Source organism: Lysinibacillus sp. FSL P4-0201 (assembly GCF_038593425.1).
GTDB classification, from domain to species: Bacteria; Bacillota; Bacilli; order Bacillales_A; family Planococcaceae; genus Lysinibacillus; species Lysinibacillus capsici.
Genome location: NZ_CP151995.1, coordinates 3027917 through 3052461, shown reverse-complemented (window position 1 = coordinate 3052461; position 24545 = coordinate 3027917). Strand labels below are relative to the sequence as shown.

Annotated in this window: 27 protein-coding genes; 15 read left to right on the top strand and 12 right to left on the bottom strand. The window is 37.2% G+C overall.

What is annotated here, in order from left to right:
- Positions 1–15: 15 nt before the first annotated feature.
- Both kdpB and kdpC read left to right on the top strand, forming a co-directional pair.
- Positions 16–2079 carry a potassium-transporting ATPase subunit KdpB gene (gene kdpB, locus MKY76_RS15365; protein ID WP_257960670.1) on the top strand — a complete coding sequence of 688 codons (2064 nt, stop codon included), beginning with the start codon at positions 16–18 and terminating at the stop codon, positions 2077–2079.
- 11 nt (positions 2080–2090) lie between these two features.
- On the top strand, positions 2091–2735 hold the full coding sequence (kdpC, locus tag MKY76_RS15360) for a potassium-transporting ATPase subunit KdpC (protein WP_115674097.1): 645 nt from the start codon (positions 2091–2093) through the stop codon (positions 2733–2735).
- Between the two features lie 50 nt (positions 2736–2785).
- Here the strand turns inward: kdpC and MKY76_RS15355 are convergent, their stop codons facing one another.
- Positions 2786–3841, bottom strand: coding sequence for a 2,3-butanediol dehydrogenase (locus MKY76_RS15355; protein WP_048392215.1), 1056 nt, complete (start codon positions 3839–3841; stop codon positions 2786–2788).
- Positions 3842–4134: 293 nt separating this feature from the next.
- Between MKY76_RS15355 and MKY76_RS15350 the strand changes: the two genes are divergently transcribed.
- Both MKY76_RS15350 and MKY76_RS15345 read left to right on the top strand, forming a co-directional pair.
- Positions 4135–5436 carry a DEAD/DEAH box helicase gene (locus MKY76_RS15350; protein WP_036076216.1) on the top strand — a complete coding sequence of 434 codons (1302 nt, stop codon included), beginning with the start codon at positions 4135–4137 and terminating at the stop codon, positions 5434–5436.
- 12 nt (positions 5437–5448) lie between these two features.
- Positions 5449–6342 (top strand): deoxyribonuclease IV, encoded by an 894-nt coding sequence (locus MKY76_RS15345; RefSeq protein ID WP_048392217.1) that lies wholly within the window; start codon positions 5449–5451, stop codon positions 6340–6342.
- A 44-nt stretch (positions 6343–6386) separates the two neighbouring features.
- Here the strand turns inward: MKY76_RS15345 and MKY76_RS15340 are convergent, their stop codons facing one another.
- The gene (locus MKY76_RS15340) at positions 6387–6623 is read right to left on the bottom strand and encodes a Nif11 family protein (RefSeq protein ID WP_004227236.1); all 237 of its coding nucleotides are present in this window, start codon (positions 6621–6623) and stop codon (positions 6387–6389) included.
- Between the two features lie 165 nt (positions 6624–6788).
- On the opposite strand from MKY76_RS15340, the gene MKY76_RS15335 reads away from it, so the two are divergent.
- Genes MKY76_RS15335 through MKY76_RS15325 form a run of 3 tightly spaced genes read left to right on the top strand, consistent with a single transcriptional unit; the run spans position 6789 to position 8837 of the window.
- Positions 6789–7535 (top strand): ABC transporter ATP-binding protein, encoded by a 747-nt coding sequence (locus MKY76_RS15335; RefSeq protein ID WP_048392218.1) that lies wholly within the window; start codon positions 6789–6791, stop codon positions 7533–7535.
- Between the two features lie 13 nt (positions 7536–7548).
- On the top strand, positions 7549–8412 hold the full coding sequence (locus MKY76_RS15330) for a metal ABC transporter permease (protein ID WP_048392219.1): 864 nt from the start codon (positions 7549–7551) through the stop codon (positions 8410–8412).
- Positions 8409–8837 (top strand): Fur family transcriptional regulator, encoded by a 429-nt coding sequence (locus MKY76_RS15325; protein ID WP_048392220.1) that lies wholly within the window; start codon positions 8409–8411, stop codon positions 8835–8837. Before MKY76_RS15330 ends, MKY76_RS15325 begins: the two co-directional genes overlap by 4 nt.
- A 63-nt stretch (positions 8838–8900) precedes the next feature.
- On the opposite strand, the gene MKY76_RS15320 is transcribed toward MKY76_RS15325, so the two are convergent.
- Both MKY76_RS15320 and serC read right to left on the bottom strand, forming a co-directional pair.
- Positions 8901–9284 (bottom strand): hypothetical protein, encoded by a 384-nt coding sequence (locus tag MKY76_RS15320; RefSeq protein ID WP_048392221.1) that lies wholly within the window; start codon positions 9282–9284, stop codon positions 8901–8903.
- 280 nt (positions 9285–9564) lie between these two features.
- Positions 9565–10653, bottom strand: a complete 1089-nt coding sequence (serC, locus tag MKY76_RS15315) for a 3-phosphoserine/phosphohydroxythreonine transaminase (RefSeq protein ID WP_342556819.1) — start codon at positions 10651–10653, stop codon at positions 9565–9567.
- Positions 10654–11048: 395 nt separating this feature from the next.
- On the opposite strand from serC, the gene MKY76_RS15310 reads away from it, so the two are divergent.
- Both MKY76_RS15310 and MKY76_RS15305 read left to right on the top strand, forming a co-directional pair.
- A complete protein-coding gene (locus MKY76_RS15310; RefSeq protein ID WP_054548538.1) occupies positions 11049–11585 on the top strand; it encodes a hydrolase in 537 nt (178 codons plus the stop codon).
- A 304-nt stretch (positions 11586–11889) separates the two neighbouring features.
- The gene (locus tag MKY76_RS15305) at positions 11890–12309 is read left to right on the top strand and encodes a hypothetical protein (protein WP_233732086.1); all 420 of its coding nucleotides are present in this window, start codon (positions 11890–11892) and stop codon (positions 12307–12309) included.
- A 32-nt stretch (positions 12310–12341) separates the two neighbouring features.
- Here the strand turns inward: MKY76_RS15305 and MKY76_RS15300 are convergent, their stop codons facing one another.
- Both MKY76_RS15300 and MKY76_RS15295 read right to left on the bottom strand, forming a co-directional pair.
- Positions 12342–12854: a PCYCGC motif-containing (lipo)protein gene (locus MKY76_RS15300; protein ID WP_315062639.1), complete on the bottom strand. Its 513-nt coding sequence runs from the start codon at positions 12852–12854 to the stop codon at positions 12342–12344.
- Between the two features lie 79 nt (positions 12855–12933).
- A complete protein-coding gene (locus MKY76_RS15295) occupies positions 12934–15231 on the bottom strand; it encodes a YhgE/Pip domain-containing protein (RefSeq protein ID WP_342556818.1) in 2298 nt (765 codons plus the stop codon).
- Between the two features lie 192 nt (positions 15232–15423).
- On the opposite strand from MKY76_RS15295, the gene MKY76_RS15290 reads away from it, so the two are divergent.
- The 5 genes from MKY76_RS15290 to cyoE all read left to right on the top strand — a co-directional run bounded on the left by MKY76_RS15290 (position 15424) and on the right by cyoE (position 19350).
- A complete protein-coding gene (locus MKY76_RS15290; RefSeq protein WP_066036434.1) occupies positions 15424–15894 on the top strand; it encodes a thioredoxin family protein in 471 nt (156 codons plus the stop codon).
- A gap of 104 nt (positions 15895–15998) precedes the next feature.
- Positions 15999–16700 (top strand): O-linked GlcNAc transferase, encoded by a 702-nt coding sequence (locus tag MKY76_RS15285; RefSeq protein WP_103118439.1) that lies wholly within the window; start codon positions 15999–16001, stop codon positions 16698–16700.
- Between the two features lie 137 nt (positions 16701–16837).
- Complete coding sequence (locus MKY76_RS15280) at positions 16838–17395, top strand: hypothetical protein (protein WP_066036433.1); 558 nt, start codon at positions 16838–16840, stop codon at positions 17393–17395.
- A 37-nt stretch (positions 17396–17432) separates the two neighbouring features.
- Positions 17433–18086, top strand: a complete 654-nt coding sequence (locus MKY76_RS15275) for an esterase (RefSeq protein WP_269898102.1) — start codon at positions 17433–17435, stop codon at positions 18084–18086.
- Positions 18087–18399: 313 nt separating this feature from the next.
- On the top strand, positions 18400–19350 hold the full coding sequence (gene cyoE, locus MKY76_RS15270) for a heme o synthase (protein WP_257960681.1): 951 nt from the start codon (positions 18400–18402) through the stop codon (positions 19348–19350).
- A 68-nt stretch (positions 19351–19418) separates the two neighbouring features.
- Here the strand turns inward: cyoE and MKY76_RS15265 are convergent, their stop codons facing one another.
- From MKY76_RS15265 to MKY76_RS15240, 6 genes are all read right to left on the bottom strand, one after another.
- The gene (locus tag MKY76_RS15265; RefSeq protein WP_342556817.1) at positions 19419–20153 is read right to left on the bottom strand and encodes a metallophosphoesterase; all 735 of its coding nucleotides are present in this window, start codon (positions 20151–20153) and stop codon (positions 19419–19421) included.
- Positions 20154–20413: 260 nt separating this feature from the next.
- Positions 20414–20863 (bottom strand): helix-turn-helix transcriptional regulator, encoded by a 450-nt coding sequence (locus tag MKY76_RS15260; RefSeq protein WP_009370152.1) that lies wholly within the window; start codon positions 20861–20863, stop codon positions 20414–20416.
- A gap of 138 nt (positions 20864–21001) precedes the next feature.
- Positions 21002–21406: a hypothetical protein gene (locus tag MKY76_RS15255; RefSeq protein WP_004227282.1), complete on the bottom strand. Its 405-nt coding sequence runs from the start codon at positions 21404–21406 to the stop codon at positions 21002–21004.
- A 91-nt stretch (positions 21407–21497) separates the two neighbouring features.
- On the bottom strand, positions 21498–22832 hold the full coding sequence (locus tag MKY76_RS15250; protein WP_048392236.1) for a hemolysin family protein: 1335 nt from the start codon (positions 22830–22832) through the stop codon (positions 21498–21500).
- A gap of 32 nt (positions 22833–22864) precedes the next feature.
- Positions 22865–23248 (bottom strand): MerR family transcriptional regulator, encoded by a 384-nt coding sequence (locus tag MKY76_RS15245; protein ID WP_342557913.1) that lies wholly within the window; start codon positions 23246–23248, stop codon positions 22865–22867.
- Positions 23249–23421: 173 nt separating this feature from the next.
- On the bottom strand, positions 23422–23907 hold the full coding sequence (locus tag MKY76_RS15240; RefSeq protein ID WP_342557912.1) for a hypothetical protein: 486 nt from the start codon (positions 23905–23907) through the stop codon (positions 23422–23424).
- 198 nt (positions 23908–24105) lie between these two features.
- On the opposite strand from MKY76_RS15240, the gene MKY76_RS15235 reads away from it, so the two are divergent.
- Positions 24106–24234 carry a hypothetical protein gene (locus MKY76_RS15235; RefSeq protein WP_255349862.1) on the top strand — a complete coding sequence of 43 codons (129 nt, stop codon included), beginning with the start codon at positions 24106–24108 and terminating at the stop codon, positions 24232–24234.
- Positions 24235–24545 lie beyond the last annotated feature (311 nt).

Sequence of the window (24545 nt, the reverse complement as noted above, 5' to 3'; positions counted from 1 at the left end):
TGGAGGAGAGAGCATATGGAAACAGTAAGAAAGAGTTTTTTGACAAGTAAGATGCTAAAAAATGCAATGATAGACGCTTTAAAAAAGTTTAGTCCCACTTATATGCTAAAAAATCCTGTTATGTTTGTTGTAGAAGTAGGATTTTTGTTTGTGCTGCTATTAGTTCTTTTTCCAAATATGTTTGGGAGTGTAGTAGAAGAACATGCTCGATTATACAATGGAATAGTTGCTATCCTACTTTTTGTTACAATTCTATTTGCTAATTTTGCAGAGTCAATTGCAGAAGGAAGAGGTAAAGCACAAGTTCAAACTTTAAAAAAAACAAAGACAGTGACAAAGGCTCGTGTGTTGCTTCATGATGGTACGGAAATCCTTAAACAGGCCCATGACCTAAAAAAAGGAGATATTGTATTAGTTCAAGCTGGAGAGGTAATTCCAAATGATGGAGAAGTCATTGATGGCATTGCTACTGTGGATGAATCGGCAATAACAGGTGAATCTGCCCCTGTTGTAAAAGAACGAGGTGGCGATTTTTCATCCGTTACGGGTGGTACGACGGTTACGAGTGATTGGTTGATGATTGAAATTACTTCATTGCCTGGCGAATCATTTCTGGATAAAATGATTACGCTAATTGAAGGGGCTAGCCGTAAGAAAACACCAAATGAAATAGCCCTTAATACACTTCTAGTAAGTTTAACAATTATCTTTCTGTTAGTGGTAGTGTCCCTCTATCCAATGACTATTTATTTGAATGTGCCAATTTCTATCGCAACATTAATAGCACTTACAGTTTGTTTAATTCCTACAACGATTGGTGGATTATTATCCGCAATTGGTATTGCAGGTATGGATAGGGTAACACAATTTAACGTCATCGCAATGTCTGGGAGAGCGGTGGAAGCCTGTGGAGATGTGGATACATTAATCTTAGATAAGACTGGCACGATAACATATGGCAATCGAATGGCAGCTGAGTTTCTACCAGTAAAAGGAGTTGCCAGGGAAGAGTTAATGCAAGCTGCATGGCTTAGTTCTCTAACAGATGATACACCTGAGGGAAAATCTATCTTATCGCTTGCTTGCGAATTAGGGGTGAATACGGACGGTGAAAAAAGCATTATCCAGACAAGTAAACATATTCCCTTTACTGCACAAACACGAATGAGTGGCTTGGATAGGGTGGATGGCACAAAAATTCGAAAAGGTGCCTATGATACGATAAAAAGAGAGAGTTTGAAGGCAGGGTACAGTATTCCTTCAAATCTAGAGTTGCTGGTTCAACAAGTATCTACAGTAGGGGGGACGCCTCTGGTCGTAGCACTGAATGATAAAATTTTAGGCGTTATTTATCTAAAGGATATTGTCAAGGCTGGACTAAAGGAACGTTTTGAACAGCTTCGTGAAATGGGGATTAAAACCATTATGTGTACGGGAGATAATCCACTTACAGCAGCAGCCATTGCAAAGGAAGCTGGAGTAGATAGCTTTATCGCAGAAAGCAAACCTGAGGATAAGATTCAAGTCATTAAGGATGAACAGGCACAAGGGAAGGTAGTAGCAATGACTGGTGATGGTACAAATGATGCACCAGCGTTAGCGCAGGCCAATGTTGGTCTTGCAATGAATTCAGGTACAAATGCAGCAAAAGAAGCAGCTAATATGGTTGATTTAGATTCAAATCCAACTAAAATTATTGAAATTGTAGAGATAGGGAAGCAGCTTTTGATGACACGTGGCGCTTTAACAACATTTAGTATCGCTAACGATATAGCAAAATATTTTGCCATCATACCTGCTATGTTGATGGTGGCTGTACCTGAGATGAGCGCATTAAACATAATGAAACTTAATTCTTCAACAAGTGCGATTATTTCTGCCTTAATTTTTAATGCAGTCATTATTCCCTTGTTAATTCCAATTGCAATAAAGGGTGTAACGTATAAACCAATGAGTGCTACAAAACTTTTGAATAAAAATTTATTTGTCTATGGTATAGGTGGTATTATAGCTCCTTTTATTGGGATTAAGTTAATTGACATACTAGTTGGTCCACTATGCCGTAGTTTTGGGCTATAGGAGGAAGGTACATGCGAAAACTATTTATGAACTTAAAGCAAGCAATTCTGATTACAATAACAATGTTTATACTGTGTGGGCTAATCTACCCTTTTGCGGTGACTGCTTTAGCTCAAGGATTACTCCATCATCAAGCAAATGGTAGTTTACTAGAAATCAATGGTAAAGCTGTTGGTTCAGAACTGATCGGTCAATCCTTTTCAGCACCATCATATTTCTGGGGACGTGTTTCAGCCATTCATTATAATGTTTATACTGAGGATGATACGGTACCAGACAAAAATGGTCAGTTAAATTATAGTGGTGTGACTTCTGGAACTTTTAACTATGCACCATCTAATCCAGAATTGAAGAAGCGAATTGAAGCAGATATCAAGAAGTTTCTACTTGCAAACCCAACAGTAAAACGCCAAGATATACCTGCAGATTTAATGACAGCTTCTGGCTCAGGGCTGGATCCACATATTAGTGTGAAGGCTGCAAACATTCAAGTGAAGCGCATTGCCCTAGCAAGCGGTCTTTCAGAAGAAGAGATTGAAAAAATTATTGAAGAAAATACGGAGAAACGAACACTAGGAATCTTTGGAGAAAATAAAGTGAACGTTCTAATGGCGAATTTAACTATCATGAAAAAAATGGATAATAGACAAGAATAATAACTATAAAATCAGGTAGAGAAATGCTTTGTTCTCTACCTGATCGTATTTTATGCTTGAGAATTTACAAGAATTTTAATATGATTACGTTCCTTCATTAATGCCTCAAAGCCTTCTGTTACCACCTCATCAAGAGCAATTCGTTTCGTAACAAGCTTGTCTGCAGGGAAGTAACCTTGGGTCATTAGCTCCATTACGGCTGGGAAAATATCGCGGTAGGCAATAATTCCTTTGACTGTTCGCTCTGATAGAACGATATTGTTCGGTTGGATAGCAGCTGTAGACTCCCAAATCGACACGATGATTGTTTCACCTTCAAAAGTTGTTGAGTCAATAGCTTGTTGTAATACCACAGGAACGCCCGTTACTTCAAAGGCAACATCTACACCACCATTTGTTAATTCATGTAGACGCGCAACGGCATCTTCCTCTTTAGGATTAATGACGGCTGTTGCACCAAGTTCTAAAGCTTTTGCGGCACGCTCTGCTGAAAGCTCTACAGCATAGATTTCTGATGCGCCCGCTGCACGTAATGCTTCAATGACAAGTAGCCCGATTGGTCCTGTTCCAAAGACGGCAGCTTTGTCTCCGGCTTTTAATTTACTTTGACGCACGGCATGTAAAGCGACTGCTGCTGGTTCAACAAGTGCTCCTTGCTCATAAGAAAGCCCTTCTGGCATTTTGTGAACCATTTTTTCATCTACCATTGTATATTCGGAGAATCCACCGCCACCGCCTGAAAGACCGTGAAAACCTAAATGTTTACAAATATTATATTTACCTTTTTTACAGGCAGCACATTCGCCACATGCAAGGATTGGTTCTACTACTACAGGATCACCGATTTTAACAGATGTAACACCATCGCCAATTTCAACTACTTCACCTGAAAATTCATGTCCCATTACAATAGGTGCTATGTCTTTACTTACATAGTGAGGTTGCTCCACTGGAATAAAGATTGGCCCAGCTGCGTATTCATGTAAATCACTGCCACAAATCCCTGTCCAATGTACTTTGATTTTTACTTTTCCAGGTGCGATGACTGGTTCTTCAATGTTTTCTACACGGATGTCTTTTGCTTTATACCATCTTGCTGCTTTCATAATCTACCAACCTCCCATAATATCTTACAGCTCTATCATAACATGTGGGGAATCTGCTAATCATTAGTTCCCTATAAATTGACATAAAAATTACATATTACAAGCGTTTTCGAACATTGTTACAGCGCTTTTTTGATTGCATATTCTGCGTATTTCAAGTACCTTTGATAAGGGCTTTGTTACGGTGATAATAAAACATTAAAAATATGTTTATGCTAGTAAGAAATAGGACGTAAATATACCTTAAAGTTCGAATCATGGTACAATGAAAAAGATGTTAGGAGGAACGAATGATGTCAAAATATACTGATTATAATTTTCAGCCATTTTTGCAGGACGCCATTGCAAATCTTGGCTTTACAGAACCGACACCAATTCAAAAAGAAATTATTCCGCTTTTATTAAAAGGGAAAAGTGCTATTGGACAGGCACATACAGGAACAGGGAAAACACATAGTTTTTTAATTCCAATTGTTCAACGTATTGATGTAGAAAAACAGGAAGTACAGGCCGTTATTACTTCTCCTACACGAGAGTTAGCACAGCAAATTTTTGATGCATTAAATCAATTAATAGAAGGAACAGCTATTCAAGCAAAACTATTTATTGGAGGTACGGACAAACAACGCTCCATTGATAAATTAAAAACACAGCCACAAATTGTTGTTGGAACACCAGGACGTATTCGTGACCTTGTTTCAGCACAAGCGTTATTTGTGCATACAGCACCAATTTTAGTTGTCGATGAAGCGGATCTAGCTTTTGATATGGGCTTCATTGAAGAGATTGATGGCTTTGCTTCACAGATGCCCGAAAAGCTTGAAATGTATGTTTTCTCTGCAACAATACCAGAAAAACTTCAGCCATTTTTAAAGAAATATATGGAAGCGCCAGTGCATGTCCATATGAATGATAAACGACCAGTGGCAGAAGGTATCGATTTTGTACTTGTACCAGTGCGCTCAAAATCGCGTAATAAACGTTTATTAGAAGTCATTGAGGGCATTAATCCCTTTTTAGCTGTTATCTTTACCAACACACGTAAGACAGCAGAACACGTTGCTGGCTATTTAAATGAACATGGTATCCGTTGTGGCCAAATTCACGGTGATTTAAGTCCACGTGATCGTAAAAAAATGATGAAGCAAATCCGTGAACTTGACTACCAATACATTGTAGCAACTGACTTAGCTGCTCGTGGTATTGATATCCAAGGCATTTCTCATGTTATTAACTACGAGATTCCAGAAGACTTAGAATTCTTTATTCACCGCGTTGGTCGAACAGCGCGTGCAGGCAATAAAGGGACAGCCATTACTTTATTTGAGCCATCAGATGAGGATGCAGTAGTTCGCGTAGAAAAAATGGGCATTCCTTTTGTACAAAAAGATGTAAAAGATGGCGAATGGTCAGAGTTAAAAGAGCGTCATGCCCGTAAAAATCGTGTGAAGCAAGAGAATGAAATTGATGTGAAAGCAAAAGCGTTGGTACGTAAGCCTAAAAAGGTAAAACCTGGCTATAAACGTAATATGAAATGGGAAATGGAAAAAATTAAAAAACGTGAACGTCGCTTAAAGGCACGCGGTAAAAAATAAGGGGGCTTTTCCATGTTACTTGGCTCACATGTTTCGATGAGCGGGAAAGAAATGCTACTTGGCTCTAGTAAAGAGGCACTGTCATACGGAGCCAATACATTTATGATTTATACTGGAGCACCGCAAAATACACGTCGCAAAGCCATTGCTGACTTAAACATTATGAATGGACTCCTGCATATGAAAGAGCATGGGATGACCAATATTGTTGTACATGCACCTTACATTATTAATATTGGCAATACGGAAAAACCAGAAACATTCCGTCTCGGTGTAGATTTTCTACAATCGGAAATTGAACGTACTGCTGCACTGGAGGCAACGCAAATTGTTTTACACCCTGGTGCCCATGTAGGAGCTGGTGCTGATGCTGGTATTGCTAAAATTATTGAAGGTTTAAATGAGGTATTGTCTCAGGACTATCCCGTTCAAATTGCATTAGAAACCATGGCAGGGAAGGGGACAGAATGTGGACGTTCCTTTGAAGAACTTGCTAAAATTATTGATGGTGTAACGAATAACGAGCGACTTTCTATATGCTTTGATACCTGTCATACACATGATGCTGGCTATAATATCGTGGAAGATTTTGATGGTGTATTAAACGAATTTGATAAAATTATAGGCGTGGAACGCATTAAAGTATTGCATATCAATGACTCCAAAAATGTGCGCGGTGCAGGTAAGGATCGTCACGAAAATATTGGCTTTGGTCATATTGGCTTTGATGCCCTTAACTATGTAGTACACCATCCACAATTAATGGATGTTCCTAAAATTTTAGAAACACCCTTTGTCCCTCTCAAGAGTGACGCTAAATCTAAGGTAGCTCCGTATAAAGTGGAAATCGATATGTTACGAAGCGGTACTTTTAAACCTGAGCATATTGAAGCTTTAAAAGGCTAACAGAAATAACCCGAAATCAGGCTAGTTCTGATTTCGGGCTTTTTTTATTTTGTAAACAAGGCGATAAGTTGACGAGAGCGCTTTCTTCCTAAAACGGCCTCCACTTCAACAAGAATATCTTTAGGAATCCCTAAAAATAGCCAAGAAAATGAGAATTGCTCCAAATAAGGTCGAAGTTTTTTTACTTCAGAAGTCGTAATGCTAAAGCCTTCTTCACGAGCAATCGCGACAATTTCCTTATCCGTGCTTTGTGCTAATTGCTGTAAAAATTGAATACTCAAAGTCAATCCTCCTTTATCTCATTAATTTTCACGAAATCATTTATACACTTGCAATCAGCTATTCGAAAAAGCATCCATCTTTTTTTCTTTACAAAAACTGCACTTTCCTTTATACTTACAATTTGTAAATCGTAATGATTTTGAATTAGAAAGAAGCGATCATGCATGAAAACAACACTTATTGACATTGAAAATGTGTCATTTCAATATGACTATACGCAAGTTTTAAAAAACATTTCTTTTCGTGTAGAAGAGGGAGATTTTTTAGCACTTCTCGGCCCAAATGGTTCGGGAAAATCAACATTATTAAAAATTATTTTAGGTTTGCTGAAACCTTTATCCGGAGAAATAAAATTATTTGGTGAACCAAGTGCAAATTTTAAGCACCGTGAATGGATTGGCTATGTCTCGCAAAAATCCAATGCCTTTAATTCTGGGTTCCCGGCAACCGTGCAAGAGGTCGTGAAAAGTGGATTAACGAAAAAATTAGGGCTTTTTAAAAGACCTGGCCGAGATGCCAAAGACAAAGTTCAAGAAGCTTTAAAGGCAGTTGGCATGGATGCTTATATGAATCGCAACATTGGAGAACTATCTGGTGGACAACAACAACGTGTTTTTATTGCAAGAGCTTTAGTCAGTAATCCCAAATTGCTCATTTTAGATGAGCCAACTGTCGGCATTGATCACGAGAATGTGCAGTCATTTTATGATATGCTGGCGAAATTAAATCGGGAACAAGGAATTACGATGATTCTTGTCACACACGATGTCGATACGGTATCGAATCGTATCAGCCATGTGGCATGTTTGAATCAAACGATTCACTTCCACGGCTATAAAAATGAATTTGATAATATTTCTCAGGATGCGTTAGACGCTTGGTATGGCCATTCCGTGAGAAAGATTCATTAGAAGGAGTAGGCATATGATTGAAGCAATTTTACATTATGAATTTTTACAAAATGCCTTTTTCTCTGGATTATTAATTGGCATACTTGCGCCCCTGCTGGGTGTGTTTATTGTTGTACGTAGGCTATCCTTGATTGCGGATGCTTTGTCGCATGTAACACTTGCAGGAATTGCTGGGAGCTTATACATTAGTCAATCAGTAACAGCCTTAGCAATGCTCAATCCTATTTATCTAGGAATACTAGCCTCTGTGAGTGGCTCTGTCTTGATTGAGCGTTTAAGACGTTTGTATAAGCACTATGAGGAGCTTGCCATTCCAATTATCATGTCAGGTGGTATTGGGATTAGCGCCATCTTTATTTCACTTGCCAGTGGTTTTAGCACAGATTTAATGAGTTATTTATTCGGCTCGGTTTCTGCTGTATCTCGTCAAGACTTATGGGTAGTGATTGGCATTGCTGCCATTGTGATTATCTTTTTGTTTTTATTTTTTAAAGAATTATTTGTTTTGTCTTTTGATGAGGAATATGCAAAAGCTAGTGGACTTCCGGCTCGTTGGGTTCATCTTTTATTTATGATTGTGACAGCACTTGTCATTGCGGCAAGTATGCGCATAGTTGGTATTTTACTTGTATCATCTCTGATGACATTGCCTGTTGCAGCAGCAATGCGCTTGGCAAAGGGCTTTAAACAAACCATCATTTTTGCCATTGTTTTTGGAGAAACAGCTGTACTAATTGGTCTAATTAGCGCATTTTATATGGATTTAGCGCCAGGAGGCACGATTGTTGTCACTTCTATTCTGATTTTGTTACTTGTAATCCTAGGGAAGAAAGTAGCACTTAAAATGGCTGCAAAGCAGGGGGAGGTAGCGCAATGAATATTTCAAGAGCGTGGGAAATATTAAAGGAAAATGGCTATAAAAAAACAGATAAACGGGAGTTAATATTAGATATGTTTGCAGCAACAGATAAATATCTAACAGCCCGTGATTTATTGGATGTTTTAAAAAAAGATTTTCCGGGAATGAGTTTTGATACTATTTATCGTAACCTTGCTACTTTTGTGAAACTTGGGATATTAGAAGAAACAGAGCTATCAGGGGAACGTAATTTCCGTATGCACTGTGAATCTGCGCATCATCACCATCATTTTATCTGTATGGACTGCGGTAACGTCAAAGAGCTTAATCTTTGTCCAATGGAAATGTTAGGTGAAAAATTGCCTGATTATGAAATTGAAAATCATAAGTTTGAAATATATGGTAAGTGCCCTGATTGTAAGCATGACACTCTGTCACATTAAATGTTGACAGAGTTTTTTCTATGTAAGAAGAGGGTGCCTATAGAAGGCTACCCTCTAAAAGGATTAAGCTACTGCCACTCGACGAATCGCAACAATTTTATTGCAATCTACGATTAAAGGAGAAGCAGCTGCTGCACCTGGCTCAAGGAAGTATGCACAGCAATTTCTTGGATCGAAGGAAATGAAAGTCACACCTAAGAAGCTAATACCTCCAGATAAGAAGATATCTAGTGTAGTAGCTAGCTCTAATTTTCTTAATTGGTGACAAATACAGCCTCTACAGTTGCTGCTCATTCTTGGTGTACATTTTTCTTCTTTTTTACAATGACATTTTTCCTCTTTTTGGCAATGACATTTTTCAACTTTACGTTGACAGCATTTTTCCTCTTTTTTAGGACATTTACAGCCTTGCCAGTTCATATGTGACATATATCTTTTATCTTCCATTGTCTAGACCTCCCTTCCTCTAGTTTCGTAAGGGTAACCCTTACAGTAATAATCTATGTTTGGTGCATAGCTAGAGGCTGGCGATATGTCCGATAGGCAGATTAAAAATCTATATTTTTCTCAAAAACTTTTGCGATGTGTAAAGCCCTAAGCTGAGATATTGCTATAAACATCTAATCAAGCTAATTGTATGGGGATAGATTTCTTATTTCCTTCTACAAGCGCGAAAAAAAAGATGAGTCTTTACATTGCTGTAAAGATTCATCTTTTAAATAGAAGTTTATTGATGTTTTTGTTGGAAATCTACCATGAAATCTCGTAAAGCTTCACATGCCTCAAGGGGCACTGCATTATAAGTGGAAGCACGACAACCACCTACAGAACGATGTCCATTTAGCCCAACAAAACCTGCTGCCTTTGCCTCTACAAGGAATAGTTTTTCCAGCTCCTCATCTGCAACACGGAATGTAATGTTCATTAAAGAACGGCTTTCTGGTGTGGCATGGCCTTTGTAGAAACCATTACTATTGTCAATGGCATCATAAATGACTTTTGCCTTTAATTCATTATGTTTCTCAATTTCTGCTACGCCGCCTTTAGCTTCAACCCATTTTAACACCTCGCCTAGCATATAAATCCCAAATGTTGGAGGTGTATTATAAAGTGAATTACTATCAGCATGTGTTGTATACTTTAGCATCGTCGGAATATTTTTATTGGCTTTTTCAAGAAAATCTTTGCGAATAATTACGACCGTTACACCTGAAGGACCAAGGTTTTTTTGAGCACCAGCATAGATGATTCCGAACTTTTCAATATCAACTGGTTTTGATAGGATGTCACTTGACATATCTGCCACTAATGGAACATTTCCTGTATCAGGGTAGTTTTTCCATTGCGTACCATATATCGTATTATTGGATGTGATGTGAACATATGCATCATCTTCATTGAATTGAATATCTTCTAAAGCAGGAATATTGCGGTATTGGTTTTCTTTTGTGCTTGCAGCTTCAACAGGTGTCCCAAATAATTTAGCTTCCTTAAAAGCTTTCTCAGACCATGAGCCTGATAATACATAGCTAGCTTTTTGCTCAGTTGTTAAGAAGTTCATAGGCACCATTGTAAACTGAAGGCTTGCTCCACCCTGTAAGAATAGTACCTCATAGTTTTCAGGAATAGCATAAAGTTTTTTTAATAAAGTAATGGCTTCGTTATGTACTTCATCAAAAATGGCACTACGGTGACTCATTTCCATAATGGACATACCTGAATCACGGAAGTTTACTAATTGCTGTTGAGCATTTTCTAATACTTCTTGTGGTAGAGCAGATGGACCTGCGTTGAAATTGTATGCACGTTGTGTCAAAGTGGTACACTCCTTGTTTGGTTAATAACAGAACTTTACTGGATTATAACCTAATTTTCAAGAGAAAAAATAAAATTCTTAATATTTGAGCAGAATGGAGACAGACTCGCAACAAAATGTACACATTTAAGCAGGTATTTTTCATTAAAAACGAACAAATAGAAAGTTATTTTTGAAATTAAGTGATATTTTCCGTATATTAAATATTTTTTATTACCATAAAAACGATAATGTTCGTGTTTTTATTTACAAGTATTTCCTTCTTGGGAGTGTGAAACCTACAGGCTAAAGCAAAACTATTAAAATCGATTGTTAGAGAAAACTCCTTATTACTTAACGAGAGATAAGCAGGTTTTTGTATAATATTATAAAGAAAAGAAAAAGAGGTGTTCAGGATGTTTACAGTAGAGAAAGCTTGTTTAGTAGTTGTAGATGTGCAAGGAAAGTTAGCAACAATTGTTGATGACAGTGAAATGGTAATTGAAAATGTGGCAAAGCTCGTACAAGCAATGCAGGCACTGGAAGTACCTATTTTATGGCTAGAACAAAATCCAAGTCGTTTAGGCGGAACGGCTCTTGAGATTGCTCAGCATTTAGAAGGGCAACCGATTCCTAAAATGGCCTTTAGTGCGTGCCAAGAAGAGGCATTTGTAGAGGCGATGAAGGAAAATGGACGTACTCAATTCATTGTGACAGGTATCGAAACACATATTTGTGTGTACCAATCGGCGAGACACCTGAAAGAACAAGGATTTGAAGTAGAGGTTGTTGTAGATGCAGTATCTTCTCGAACAAAGGCAAATAAAGAAATTGGGCTTACAAAGATGCATGCGCTTGGTATTTACCCAACTAGCACCGAAATGATCTTGTATGAACTACTACAACGTGCAGATCATGAACATTTTAAAACCATTTTGAAGCTTGTTAAATAACGCAAATTAAAATTGAAACAATTGGTATGTTTATTCCATTCATTGTAATAACAATTTTGCTTTCAAGAGAAATATATACAAAGAAATTGGGTTAGATTGAATAAATGTAGATGTCTAATGGGTCTATAGACACTTATTGGGCATCTTTTTTATTTTAGGGCTAGATTATGTGTGACATTACTCATATAAAAACTTAGCCATTCCATTTGTTGTATACTATAATTAAAAATCGGGAATTCGTTATGGGTAAATAACTTTTAATTAGGATGATGACTATGAAAAAACAGTCATTTGTATGGGAGAAATGGAACAGCTAATATGGCTTGCCAAGCAATCCTCAAAAATCCCTCACACATCTGAGCAGCTTATCTCACAAGGGTTTTTACCTGAGGCAATTGGCCAATATGTGTTCATAACGAAAAATTTCTGGCAGCTTAAAGAGCCTTTATTATGGATTCATTCATTAGAAAATGCCTCTGTAAAAGGTAACTTTTATGCTCACTTGAAAGAGACGAATTCACAGACAGAAGCTGCGATTGAAACAAAAGAAGGGCAATTTGTTGTAGCCATAAATCAAAATGCTGATAAGGAAGACGGGAAAGTAGCTAAAAAAGGTGAAATATCCTATGTTTTAATTGCAGAATTTGTTGGGCTCATCCTTGTCATTGCAGTTATCCTGTATATCATCCTTCGTAAACGAAAGAAAAATCAACTGAAACAATAAAAGCAAAGTCGCGAATGTGCGACTTTGCTTTTTTATGCAGGCATGTCCGTTGGTGTTGGTTTTGCATAGCCCTCTTTATACGTGTCATCAATGAACTGACGAATTTCTTTTAAGCTCTTGCCTTCTTTGTGCAGTTGTGCTGATTGGACAGCAATCTCTAAGCACACTAAACAACGCGTCCCATGATCATCCCAAACAATCGAACCATCCTCACGTTTTTCCTGAATAAAGCAATTTAAATTACTTTTATGGCCAGCAGATTCCCCACAGCCGCAATAGCATGGCATCCATTCGAGAATCTCTGTTGATTGTCCAGCGATTTGATAGACTAAGCGTATATTTTCTTGCTTGCCCTCTAAAAAGGTTGGTAGGACGTCAGCAGAAGCTGTTTCTTCTTGGATATCACCAGATGCCTCTGCATGGTTATGACCTTCATGTGAAGCGTCATTTGCTTTAGGAGTGGTTTCAGCACTGTTTTTATTTTCTCCACAAGCACTTAATAACAGTAACGCCAATACAACAAAAATAGTAATCGATTTCTTCAAAAATAGCGCCTCCTACATGTTTACAATACTTCCATTATAACATCGTTTTCATAAACATTTACAGACGCCTCGTTGAAAATCAGTGAAATATATCTAATCCACGTGTTTTGTTCATGAAATGTTCCATTTTCTCGCTCAATAATTTTTTTAAGAAGAATCCGAACAGGATAAAAATGAACCAGAAACCTAATAGGAAGATGAGGTCCATCCAGACTGTTGACCAAATAATTCCGCCGACAGCTTCACGCATCATTTCAATCGCATACGTAAATGGTAAAAAAGGGTTGATTATTTGGAAGAACCTCGGCAATAACTCGACTGGATAGGTTCCACCAGAGCCTGCAATTTGTAACACAAGCATCACAATCGCTAATGCTTTTCCTACATTACCGAAGACGGATACGAGTGTATAGACAACCGTTACAAATACGAGACTAATAAAAAGTCCAAATAAGATAAAGTAGGCAGGTGCTTGAATGGAGCCGTCTACTAAGAAAATATCTCCAATGGTAATAATGAGAGTTTGAATAAACGAGAAAGTTGCAAATGTTAAGAGTCGACCAAAGTAAATTTCTCGAATACTATAAGATGTATCTCCATGGAGATTCACAGACAATAATGAAATTAACAGTAAACAGCCTACCCAAATAGATAGTACTGTGTAAAACGGTGTCATGGCTGTTCCATAGTTCGCAATAGGGAATACGCGATGTTCCTTTAATTTAATAGGCTCCTCAAAGAAATCACGTTCGGCGTTGACATCATTTTTTAGTAATTGCACAATCTCTGCTAGATCCGCTTCTTCTTCTAAAGTTCGTAGCTTATTCGCTAATTCTTTGATTTTAGCACTTAAAGTTGGAAATTCAGTTTGTATTTTTTGAATAGCTTGATTTGCTGTTCCTAGCGTGTTTTTGGCCTGTGTCAATTTATCTGTTGCCTGAGGTATGAATTGTTTAACATTTGTGAGCATGGTAGAAGCGTTAGTTAAAGTTTGTTTCGCACTGGTAAGGGTAGATCGAATTTGTGGCTCTAGACTTTCGTTATAGTAGGATAAGAATTTTTGTAAATTAGCTGTAGCATTTTGTGCGATTTGCTGAATAGCTGTAATGTCTTGCTTGATAACATCTTTATCAATTGGCTTTAATTGATCCACTTTATTTAGTAAATCGTCTTGTAGAGTCTGTAATTGTTGTAATGAGTTAAGCGCATTTGACGTAGAATCAATGAAGTTTGGTGGATGTTCCAAAGCTTCGCGAATGGCTGTAAGCTGTTCGATGATTGGTTGATTCGCTTCTGCATTACTTTCCTGTAATGAACCAATAATGGTTGTTAAAGAGTCTTCTAATTGCTTACGAGTAGAAGCATCTGCCTGAATTAATTTTTGCAGTGCCTCAAGTGTTTGAATACTCTTGTTTATGTTGTCTTTAGAAGTTGACAATTGATTTTTAAGTGCCTCTTTTGTTTGCGTAATGGAGGCAGGGTCAAAATTTATACGATTGAGCTTATTGATGATTTCTGTAAAATGTTGGGCAATATTTTGAACAGTTGCGACATCCTTTTTGATGATAGGGGATAGTTCATTAAATAAAGCATCTGCTTCATTCACTAAATGTAAACCCCTTTGAATGGTAGTTAAACCATCTGTCGTTAGTTGTTCCACCTGTGGAACTTGTGTCAGCGCCTGATTAAGTAATTGGTTTGCCTCCTTTCCTTGAGTAGAGGCTTGCGTTAAAAATGAATTAATATCAGGTAAATGCTGTTCGATAGTAAAAACATAATTTTCGAATTTGCGGAAATCAGGGATGTCACGTTCCATTTCAATTCCAATTGTATTAAAAATAGAAAAAAGTGTCCCATTGACGGTGGATACAAATTCATTCGAAACCTGCTGTGTAAGTACGCTCGCTCCTTTACTTGTAATTTTAGGGGCAATAGGATTCTTTTTTTCATTTACATAATAATCAATATGGGCCTTCGTTGGTTGGTCGGTTAAAATAGAGGTTAGTTTTTGCGAAAAATCATTTGGAATGATTATGACTGCAAAGTAATCACCATTTTTTAATTGTTCTTTAGCTTTTTTCTCTGTTTCGAGCTTCCAAGTAAAGCTTTTATTCGTACGTAAAGTCTCAATTACTTCATTCCCGACATTAATTGCTTCATCTCTTACTGTGGTTCCCGTATCTTCATTGACAATCGCGATTTTCATATTAGAGGTGTGGGCGTAAGGGTCCATGGAGGCATAAATATTTAGCCAGGCATAAAGTGATGGAAGAAAAATTAGTCCACCTATAATGACAGCTACGACCCAGTTTGTGACAATATTACGGATATCTTTTGTATAAATTTGAAAAACATGCTGGAACGAGTTTTTCATCATGATCACCCCACATTCAAATTTTCATGAACTCTCACTATGTATGTTCCCAAATATACTTGAAATTATGTTATAAATGTGAAATATCTTCATTTAAAGGCGAATTAGTTTACTAGGTTTTCAAAACAATTTATAATCAATCGCGAATGCACTAAAACTAGGGCTTTTAGTGTAAAAAAGGAGGTCACTACTTTAGTGAAAAAATTATTAATTATTGGTTCAGTGATTGTTGTTTTATTTGCAGCAATTATTGTGCTTACCAACGTCTCAAATCAAAGTAAGTTAGAAATCGCAAAAAAACTTTATGGCGATAAAGAGCTTAAACAAGAAACAATCGATCAAGTAGATGACAAAAACTATCAAAACATTATGTTGCCAGACAAGTTAGAGGAAAAAATAAAAGCTGGTGAGCCTGTCAATGCTTATTTCTTCAGCCCGATTTGTATACACTGTCAAGCTTTCACGCCAGTGTTAATGCCAATTGCAGAAGAGCTAGGTGTTGATATTGCACAATTAAATGTCTATGAATACGATGATCTAACAGACAAGTATAATATTGAAGCAACACCAACATTTATTCGTTTCGAAGATGGTAAAGAAGTAAATCGCTTTGTAGGAGCTCTTAAAGAAGAAGATTTACGAACGTTCTTAAATACGGTTAAATAAATAGAAAAGGAAGAGACTGTATCATAATTATTTAGATACGGTCTCTTTTGTTTTTGTAGTGTATACTAAAAATACTGAATAGTTGTACACTGGAGGAATGATGAATGTCAATGGATGATTATTTTTATAATGGTGAACTAATGAAATGCTACGAATTAGCGAAGCAGGTAACAAACGAAGCGGACAAAGCACTAGCACAAAAGTATATTCGACTATTAGAAGAATATGAATATGATCGTTATCCAAAGCCAAATGGTCATCTCGAAGTACAGCATGTGGAACGCGCTGATGAAAGCTATCCAGAATCAGATCTAGTTGCAGATATACGGTCAATAAAAGATGAAGAGTCATTTGCGAAGCGTATTCAGCAATTGGAGGAAGTCGCAAAAACTGGAACACCCGCAGACAAGGCGCAATCTTTTTTTACACAGGGGGAGCTGTTCCTATTCGCACATCAATACAATGAGAGTGTTCACTGCTTTCAGCAAGCAGTAAAGCAAAATCCGAATAAGGCTGTCTACTGGGGGATCACAGGGCAGACGATGCATCGTTTTGGTTGGATGCCATTTGATGCGCTCGGTTATTTAGAACAAGCGATACAGCTAGATCCAACAAATCCTCGTTGGAAATGGAATAGAGCCCTCGTACTTATTCAATTGGCAAAAGATTTGCAAATGGCTCCATTTATGGCGAATGCAGCACTGACATTGGAGGATGCGCTAGCTTCTTGTGGCGAACAACAGCGGTCATTGAAAGAGGCCATTCAAAATACAATAAATAATATGGATAGCTATGTTTTCTCCTAAGATTTTGGGATGTCTCCAACGGATATGGAGACATCCTTTTCACTGAGAAATCAAGTGAGCGGGGTTCGTTGCCATATTTCACAATCATGGTATGATAAGAAAGAAAATGATTTGTAGATATAAAGGACGGATTTTTTATGGCACAAGAAGCGGCAAATAAGTTTATAGAAAACGTATGTAATCATTTAGTTCGCAATATGAATATTACAAAAGTGGAAGAGCATTTTAAAGAAACAATTACTATGCAGCGACAATCAGCCGCAACATCTATGGACTTTTGGGACATGTTGATGATTAATATGCTTTATTTTACTGAGAATGAACAGGCTTGGGAGCAGGAATTTCTAAATATGCTTCAAGCTAAGGAGTGGCTAAAGCCATCAGCTCTTGAAGAGGAATTATTAATGCATCAGATGCGAATTCGTCAACAAGTGGCAGAGCAATTGGATGCTGCAAAGAATTTATTCCATAAGCAATATGAGACAGAAGGCATGACAGAGGAAGCGATTATTTATGACTATGCCTATAGCTCTGCTGGACATTCCATGCGTATGGATTTATTAACCGTGCTTGTATCCACGCCAGAGCAATCAAAAATACTCTTTGATGCAGATCCACAAGAAACGATACGAATTGTCAATGGCTATATTGCCTACCATACAGATGGATTAATTAATAAAACAAAATTACACTAATTTGTTACAAAGCTTCACGCGAAAGGAATTTGATTAAATGAATACACCATTTACTTTTAACCATACACAACCAACAAATATGGACCCTACGAAGAAGTACCCTGCTATTTTTTTGCTTCATGGCATGGGCAGCCATGAAGATGATTTACCACAATTAGTGCAGGATTTTCAAGAGCAATGTCATATATTTAGCTTACGAGGGCCAATTACGCAACATCCCGGCTATGCTTTTTTTACCATTCAAGAGGTGGGGCAACCGGATCGTGCAATCTTCGATAAAGTGTTGATTGCATTGCAACGATTTATATTAGAGGCCATCGAAGAATATCAAATCGATCCTCATAAAGTATTTGTTTTAGGCTTTAGCCAAGGTGCGGTTTTAGCACAATCACTTGCCTTTGTGATGGGGAATTTAGTGACGGGTATTGTTGCATTAAGTGGCTATACGCCAAAGTTTGTGACGGAGGAATACGCTATTCGTTCTGTAGAACATTTACATGCTTTTATTTCGCACGGTGATTATGATTATGTAATACCTTCTCAATGGGGAATGGAAAGCAAGGAGATCTTTGAACAATTTGGTGCCAAAGTGACATTTAAACAATACCCAGATGGACATGGTGTAACACCTGATAATCTACGTGATCTAGTGGCATTTTTAGCGAAGCAACTTCAGAAAGAAATTCAATAAAAGGAAATCCGAGGCAAAAATTTGTCTCGGTTTTTTTGGCTATCGTAATATAACCTATTCTCAAATTATTTTTCTCCAATAGTGTTTGGAAGAATCGAGGCAAGAAGGTTCAAATTCACGTCAGTCGGTGGTATCATAGTAGATGTTGTGAATGAACGTGCTTTGTTAGATGAAAAACATGTACTTTATGTGAAAAGAGAGACAGAACAGATCTAAAAGGGGTAAAATAATAATTTGATGTGCTAGATGCAAATTTTGTCGCTTTCTATCGATGAAAGCGTGTAGAAATTATGGAGAAAAGGAATTAAGCTGAATGGAACAAAATCTGAAAACGGAGCATAAACCACTATCCTCCGAAAAAACAAGAGGGAAGTCATCACGTTCTTCTATTTTAGCGCAAACCGTCAAGACAGGGATTATCAAATCCAATTTAATACCTATGTGGGCTGGTTTAACGCTAGGCATGTACAAAAATAAAATGACATTTGTAGACAATATACCAGAAATTATTTTTTCAACAATCGGTTCCGCCCTTGTCATTGGAGCTGCGGGGGCCTTTAATAATGTCTATGATCGTGATATTGATGCAATTATGCCTCGTACACAAAGCAGACCAACTGTAACAGGCGAAATGTCAGCAAAATCGACGTTATCATTAGCTGTTGTAATGTTAATTATTGGCGTAGCTGTGTTGGCACTTGCTTCACCTTTAGCAGCGGCATTTGGATTATTAGGCGTATTCCTATATGTAGTCCCTTATACAATGTGGACAAAGCGTCGTACGATATATAATACAGAAATCGGTAGTATTAGTGGTGCGGTGCCACCATTAATAGGTTGGTCTGCTGTATCTACAGATATTACACACCCAGCGATACTTGGTTTATTTTTTGTTATGGTCATTTGGCAAATGCCACACTTTTATGCTATTGCCATTCGCAAACGTATAGACTATGAAGCAGCCAGTGTACCCATGCTACCAGTTATCAAAGGGATGCGTCGAACGTATTATCAAACCAATTTCTATTTAATACTATTGATTCTATCAAGCTTTTTATTTGGCTCACTAAGTGTAGGCATCATGCTTGTGGCATTGATCTTAAGTGTTGCTTGGCTAGTGATGAGTATTTACGGTTATCATAGTAATACAGATCAAGTGAAATGGGCTACCAAAATGTTTGTTTTTTCCCTATTCCACATGACTATACTATTCTCAACTGTTATTGTGTACTCGCTAGTAGGAGTTATTTTTAAGTTATATTAATTCTTCAAAAATTGCCCTAAAAAAATAAAGTGGTGCGAAAACAATTACGAAAATAAAAACCAACAAGTTTACTCGTTACTTGTTGGTTTTTTATTATCGGCAGAAATGATTTGGCGGCTAGGCCACTCGAATGCATGTAACTGTCCGCCAAACACAGCTCCACCATCAATGCCAATAATATTATTTTCTCCGAAATAAACACGATAATCGGTTGGATCATGATGCAGGTTATACGTAGGGGTATGGCCGAAGATTACTGTTTTTTCCCCTTGATAGCCTGCGTGGAATTCCTCACGAATCCAAAGTAAGCGCATGGGGTCAGTTTCGGCTATTGCAGCACCTGGCACAACGCCACCGTGGACGAAAATAGCATCCTCTAACTCAATATATATTTCAAATGTCTCGATTAACTGTAAATGTTCTTCGAGCTTAGGGAGCGTTTTAATAAAGCTAGGCAGAGTATTACTTTGGATGGCTTCCTCAAAGTCTGCCAACTGATAGCCATAGCTTGCTAACGTTGCCTCACCACCACAAAGCCCTACCCAATGGTTCCATGGCTTAGCAAGACCTGAACGGCATGCATTGAGCATGATCGCCTCATGATTGCCTAGTAAAACTCGCGCACCTTTTGTCTGTAATTCACTCACTAAATTTAACACACCACTAGAAGAGGGCCCTCTATCAATATAATCACCAAGAAGAAAAAGCTGGTCGTTCATTGGGTCATAGTTAGCTTTTAATAATAATTCTTCCAGTAGCCCTAATTCTCCATGTATGTCACTAATTGCTAGTATACGGTTCATTTACGAGCATCCTTTCTAATAGTACAGCTTTACCCTTAAGTATAGAGAATTATTCTACAAGTTTCGACTTTTCGAGCTTCTCCTAGCTTTTTTCATAGAATTTTTAAAGAAACAATTCTCTTACTACTATGTTTATCATATGAAGGATGTTTTTATGGCTTTATTCATTTGTCTAGAGAAGATGGGTGATGAGAGGAGGGAAATGCTTGAAACGTAACAGCAGAAGCAAATTGCAATGCTCCTACTGTTTGACTTAAAAATTATATCTGTAGTTTTTCCCATGCTTGCTTAGCTATTTGTTCATCAAATGTTGAAATGAGGCGAAAATTATTGCTGTCTAAAATGCGATAATGCTGACTGATGACGTTTTGCTGTAGTCGAAAACCACCATACTCCTGAATGTTTTTCCACCATATGTATCCACCCATTGTTTTCTCTTTTGGCTGCAATGTTCCATTATTTGCGATTAAATCTACAACCTCTAATGGATCACCACCAAGCTCATGCTGTAAAATCGTACTGTCTCTACACAATGTGCAAACTGTAACAGTGGTTGTCCAGCCAGCTAGTATACGGCCCTTTTCAATTTGGACAAGTGTTTTTTTTGATAATCCTAGTAAATCACTCATTTGATCCTGTGTGAAAGCTTTTTCTGTACGGATTAATTTCAGTTTTTCTGAAACGAGTGTGATTAATTGTTCACGATTCATCCTAACACCCCTTATTTTCAGATTGTTAAGTTCCATTATACATGAAAGTAAAGAAGCGTGTTTTTCTTTCACCTTGGGAAGTGGCAAAGGTCGCGTAAAATTAAAACAGACTGCCCCTAATGGACAGTCTGTTGGATGTTAGATTTCATATTTTTTTGTATCCGAGATCACCCTGAAGTGGATGCCTTTAATCTGTGCGCTGACTTTATGGCGGAGTGTATCGATATCCACAAGCTCCTCTTTATTTTTGACACACACAGCAATCTCTTGTAAAAGCTTTGTAAAAGATTCTTTAAATAGAGAGCGCATATTATCGAAATCTAAACTACGAAAACTCCCATCAATATCGAAAGCTTCAACTGAATTTAATTGCTTGGAAGCTCCTGCAAACCGATCATCGTAGACTGTGTAATTTTCATCTGTTACCACGATAATAAATAGAACTTCTCCCGTGATTGTTTTTAACTCAATATTTGTTTTGTGTTTTTTTACATCAGTAATAATGTGAATACCATCTGAATGATATAGCTTAAATAATGTCATGTGTATGGCCCCCTGCAACTAAAATCATTTTTCTCTATTCATTATATAGTGAAATGGCTAATAATGGAATAAGGAATACTGTTTCCTACTGTTACGATTGAACCTCTGTTTTAAGAGGTAGACTTTTTCGAAGAGGACGAACCTCGATATAATGAATTTGATGACCTTGTTGCTCATAGATGCTAAAAATATAGGAGCCTAGCTCAATATTTTTTGATGCTTTAATGCCGTTATTCACAGTTAAGAACCAACCACCTAATGTTTCCACTTCTTCAGCATCCAGGGTAATGTTTAATAGATTTTCTACATCTTCCACAAGCATTTTTGCATTTAATAAATAGTGATGATCTGTAATTTTTCGAATATCCGCAATTTCATCATCATCAAACTCATCTCGAATTTCACCAACAATTTCTTCTAAAATATCTTCAACCGTTACAAGACCAGATGTACCACCATATTCATCCATTAGGATAGCCATATGGATTCGTTCCTTTTGCATACGTACAAGTAATTCTTGAATGGGCATTGTTTCAATTACGCGAATGACTGGATTTATGAAATCTTCTAGAACTAAGGAGTCGTCTGTAAGTTGTTCAAGTAGACCCTGCGTTAGTAGTTCTTTCGCATTGATGAAACCTAATATATTATCTCGGTCCCCATCATAGATCGGGTAACGCGTATATTTTTCAGAAGCGATGTAATGAATAATGTTTGTAAAAGATTCATTTTGTTCAATTCCAATAATTTCTGTTCGGGGAACCATGATTTCACGAGCAATACGTTCATCAAATTCAAAGACGTTATTGACATATTTGAGCTCAGATTTATTGATTTCACCACTCTTAAAGCTTTCAGACAGTAATAATCGCAATTCTTCCTCTGTATGAGATAGCTCATGTTCGCTAGCAGGTTTCATACCGAATAAGCCAACTAACACGCGTGCAGAACCGTTCAAGAACCAAATAAATGGATACATGATCTTATAGAAAAACATAATGGGTTTTGCGAAAAGAAGTGTAATGGATTCAGCTTTTTGAATGGCAGCTGTTTTTGGGGCTAATTCGCCGACCACTACATGTAAAAACGTAGCAATGGCAAAGGCTGTTCCAATTGTAAAGATCGTCATATATTTATCAGAAATGCCGATTATTTCGAATAGCGGGTGAAGCATAAATTCAAAAGTTTTTTCACCAACCATCCCGATACCAAGAGCGGTTACAGTAATCCCTAATTGACACGCTGATAAGTATTCATCTAAGTGTTGAACAACATGTTTAGCAGCAACTGCTTTTTTATTGCCTTCTGCAACCAGCTGATCGAGTCTTGAGGAACGTACTTTTACAATGGCAAATTCTGTTGCCACGAAAAAGCCTGTTAAAGCTAATAGAATGGTAAAAATCGATAGGTTTATTATGGTCTCCAAATAGTCGTTCTGTAAAAACAGAACGTCACCTCCTAATTATGAATGAGTAATAATAAAGATTGCATTAATGCAATACTTTCGGGTGAAACATTTTTCTTAATCGTTTCAATTTTTTTATCATCTTGCCTGTTCATTTGTGCGAGCAGAGATGTAACATCATGCTCTAAATCTTGCATTTTTAAACGAAGCACCTGTACATCGATTTCTTCATAGGGTGTGATGTTTAACTCATGTTGGATTTGTACAAGTGAAAGCCCCTGTTGTTTGCGCTGTTCAATAAATTGAAGCCGTTTAATCATGGCTTGGTCATAGTAGCGATAATTTGCTGCAGAACGTTCTGCATCTAGCAAACCAATATTTGTATAGTAATCAATTGTTCGTTTAGTAATGCCTGTTTTTTCTGCAAGCTCGCCAATCTTTAATTTTTCTGTCCCAATGCAAACACCTCCAAACCATCACGTGATACTTTGATTATAACGTGATGGTTTTAGTTTATTCAAATGATAGCCTTTGATATTTCGAAATTATAAAATTTTTTTCAAAAAAAGAACGTTTCTACCATGATTAAATGGTAGAGACGTTCCTAGGTTTACGGAAGTAAATAAGTATCGTATAGGTGATGGAGTGCTTCCTCACCATTTTTTTGTAAGAGAATTTCATCATTATATGTAAGTGTTATGCTCGTTTGTTGGCTATCAATTTTGTCGTCAATTATTTGACAGGTAACAGTCACAAAGCCTGATTCAGTAAGCTTTTCTTTCATATCGTCACTCCACGCCTGATCAGAAAATAGTGGAGGCTGCCAAGTACCTCTCACATGTAGCTCATTTTTTTCAAGGTCATAATCCCAGCGTATGTCACGTAAAATAGTTTTAAATAGGTCATTAACCGTAAACGATGTATCTTTATAGTTAATGTCTAGAGCACGTATTGCATGGACATCCCGGCTAACTGCACTAGCTGCGGAATTAGCAGCTGAATTGATGCCTGACGCAGCATCTTTAATTTCTGAAAATCGACCACTACAGCCAGAAAGTAGTCCGCAGATGCATGTGATACAAGCAACTTTTGTCATCCATTTCACAAGTAGTCCCTCCAGTCTAGTAAGTTGTTATAACTATCTTAACGAAAAGAAAAATATGAAGAAAGGGCATGAAGGCGGTAGTTTGTGACGGTTTTGCAACGATGCGACCTCCACTTGATTGTTCGGCATTTGAGAATTATATAAGTCTGAATATTTAGTAAAAAAACAAAAGAATGGGAGCGGTTTGTGATGAAAATTAATGATGAAATGCTTGATCGATTAGGAACATATTTTGTTTATCATGCTGTTTATGATACTTATGGAATTACGTTTGAAAACTTTGTGGAGCGTTGGCTACGAGGCATACTTGACATATAGTGAGCTGTACTTTAAAAAACTCCTGGAAACAGGAGTTTTTATCTATAAAAAATACATATTTACTCTTAAATTAGATACTTTACTCATTGCTACTGATGCTATAATTAGCTTAATTGGTTACGTATCTATTACTTTCTATCTAAAAGGGATGATGCATATGAATTTATTGGGGAAAATTCTCACAACTGTCATTTGAACAGTAGGTATTCGCAGTTCTAACAGCTGTGAATATTTATCAAACAAAAAATTAAATGATTGAAACAGCTCAAAAAATGGCACAAGCAGAAACATCTAATAACGCGTACCAGATT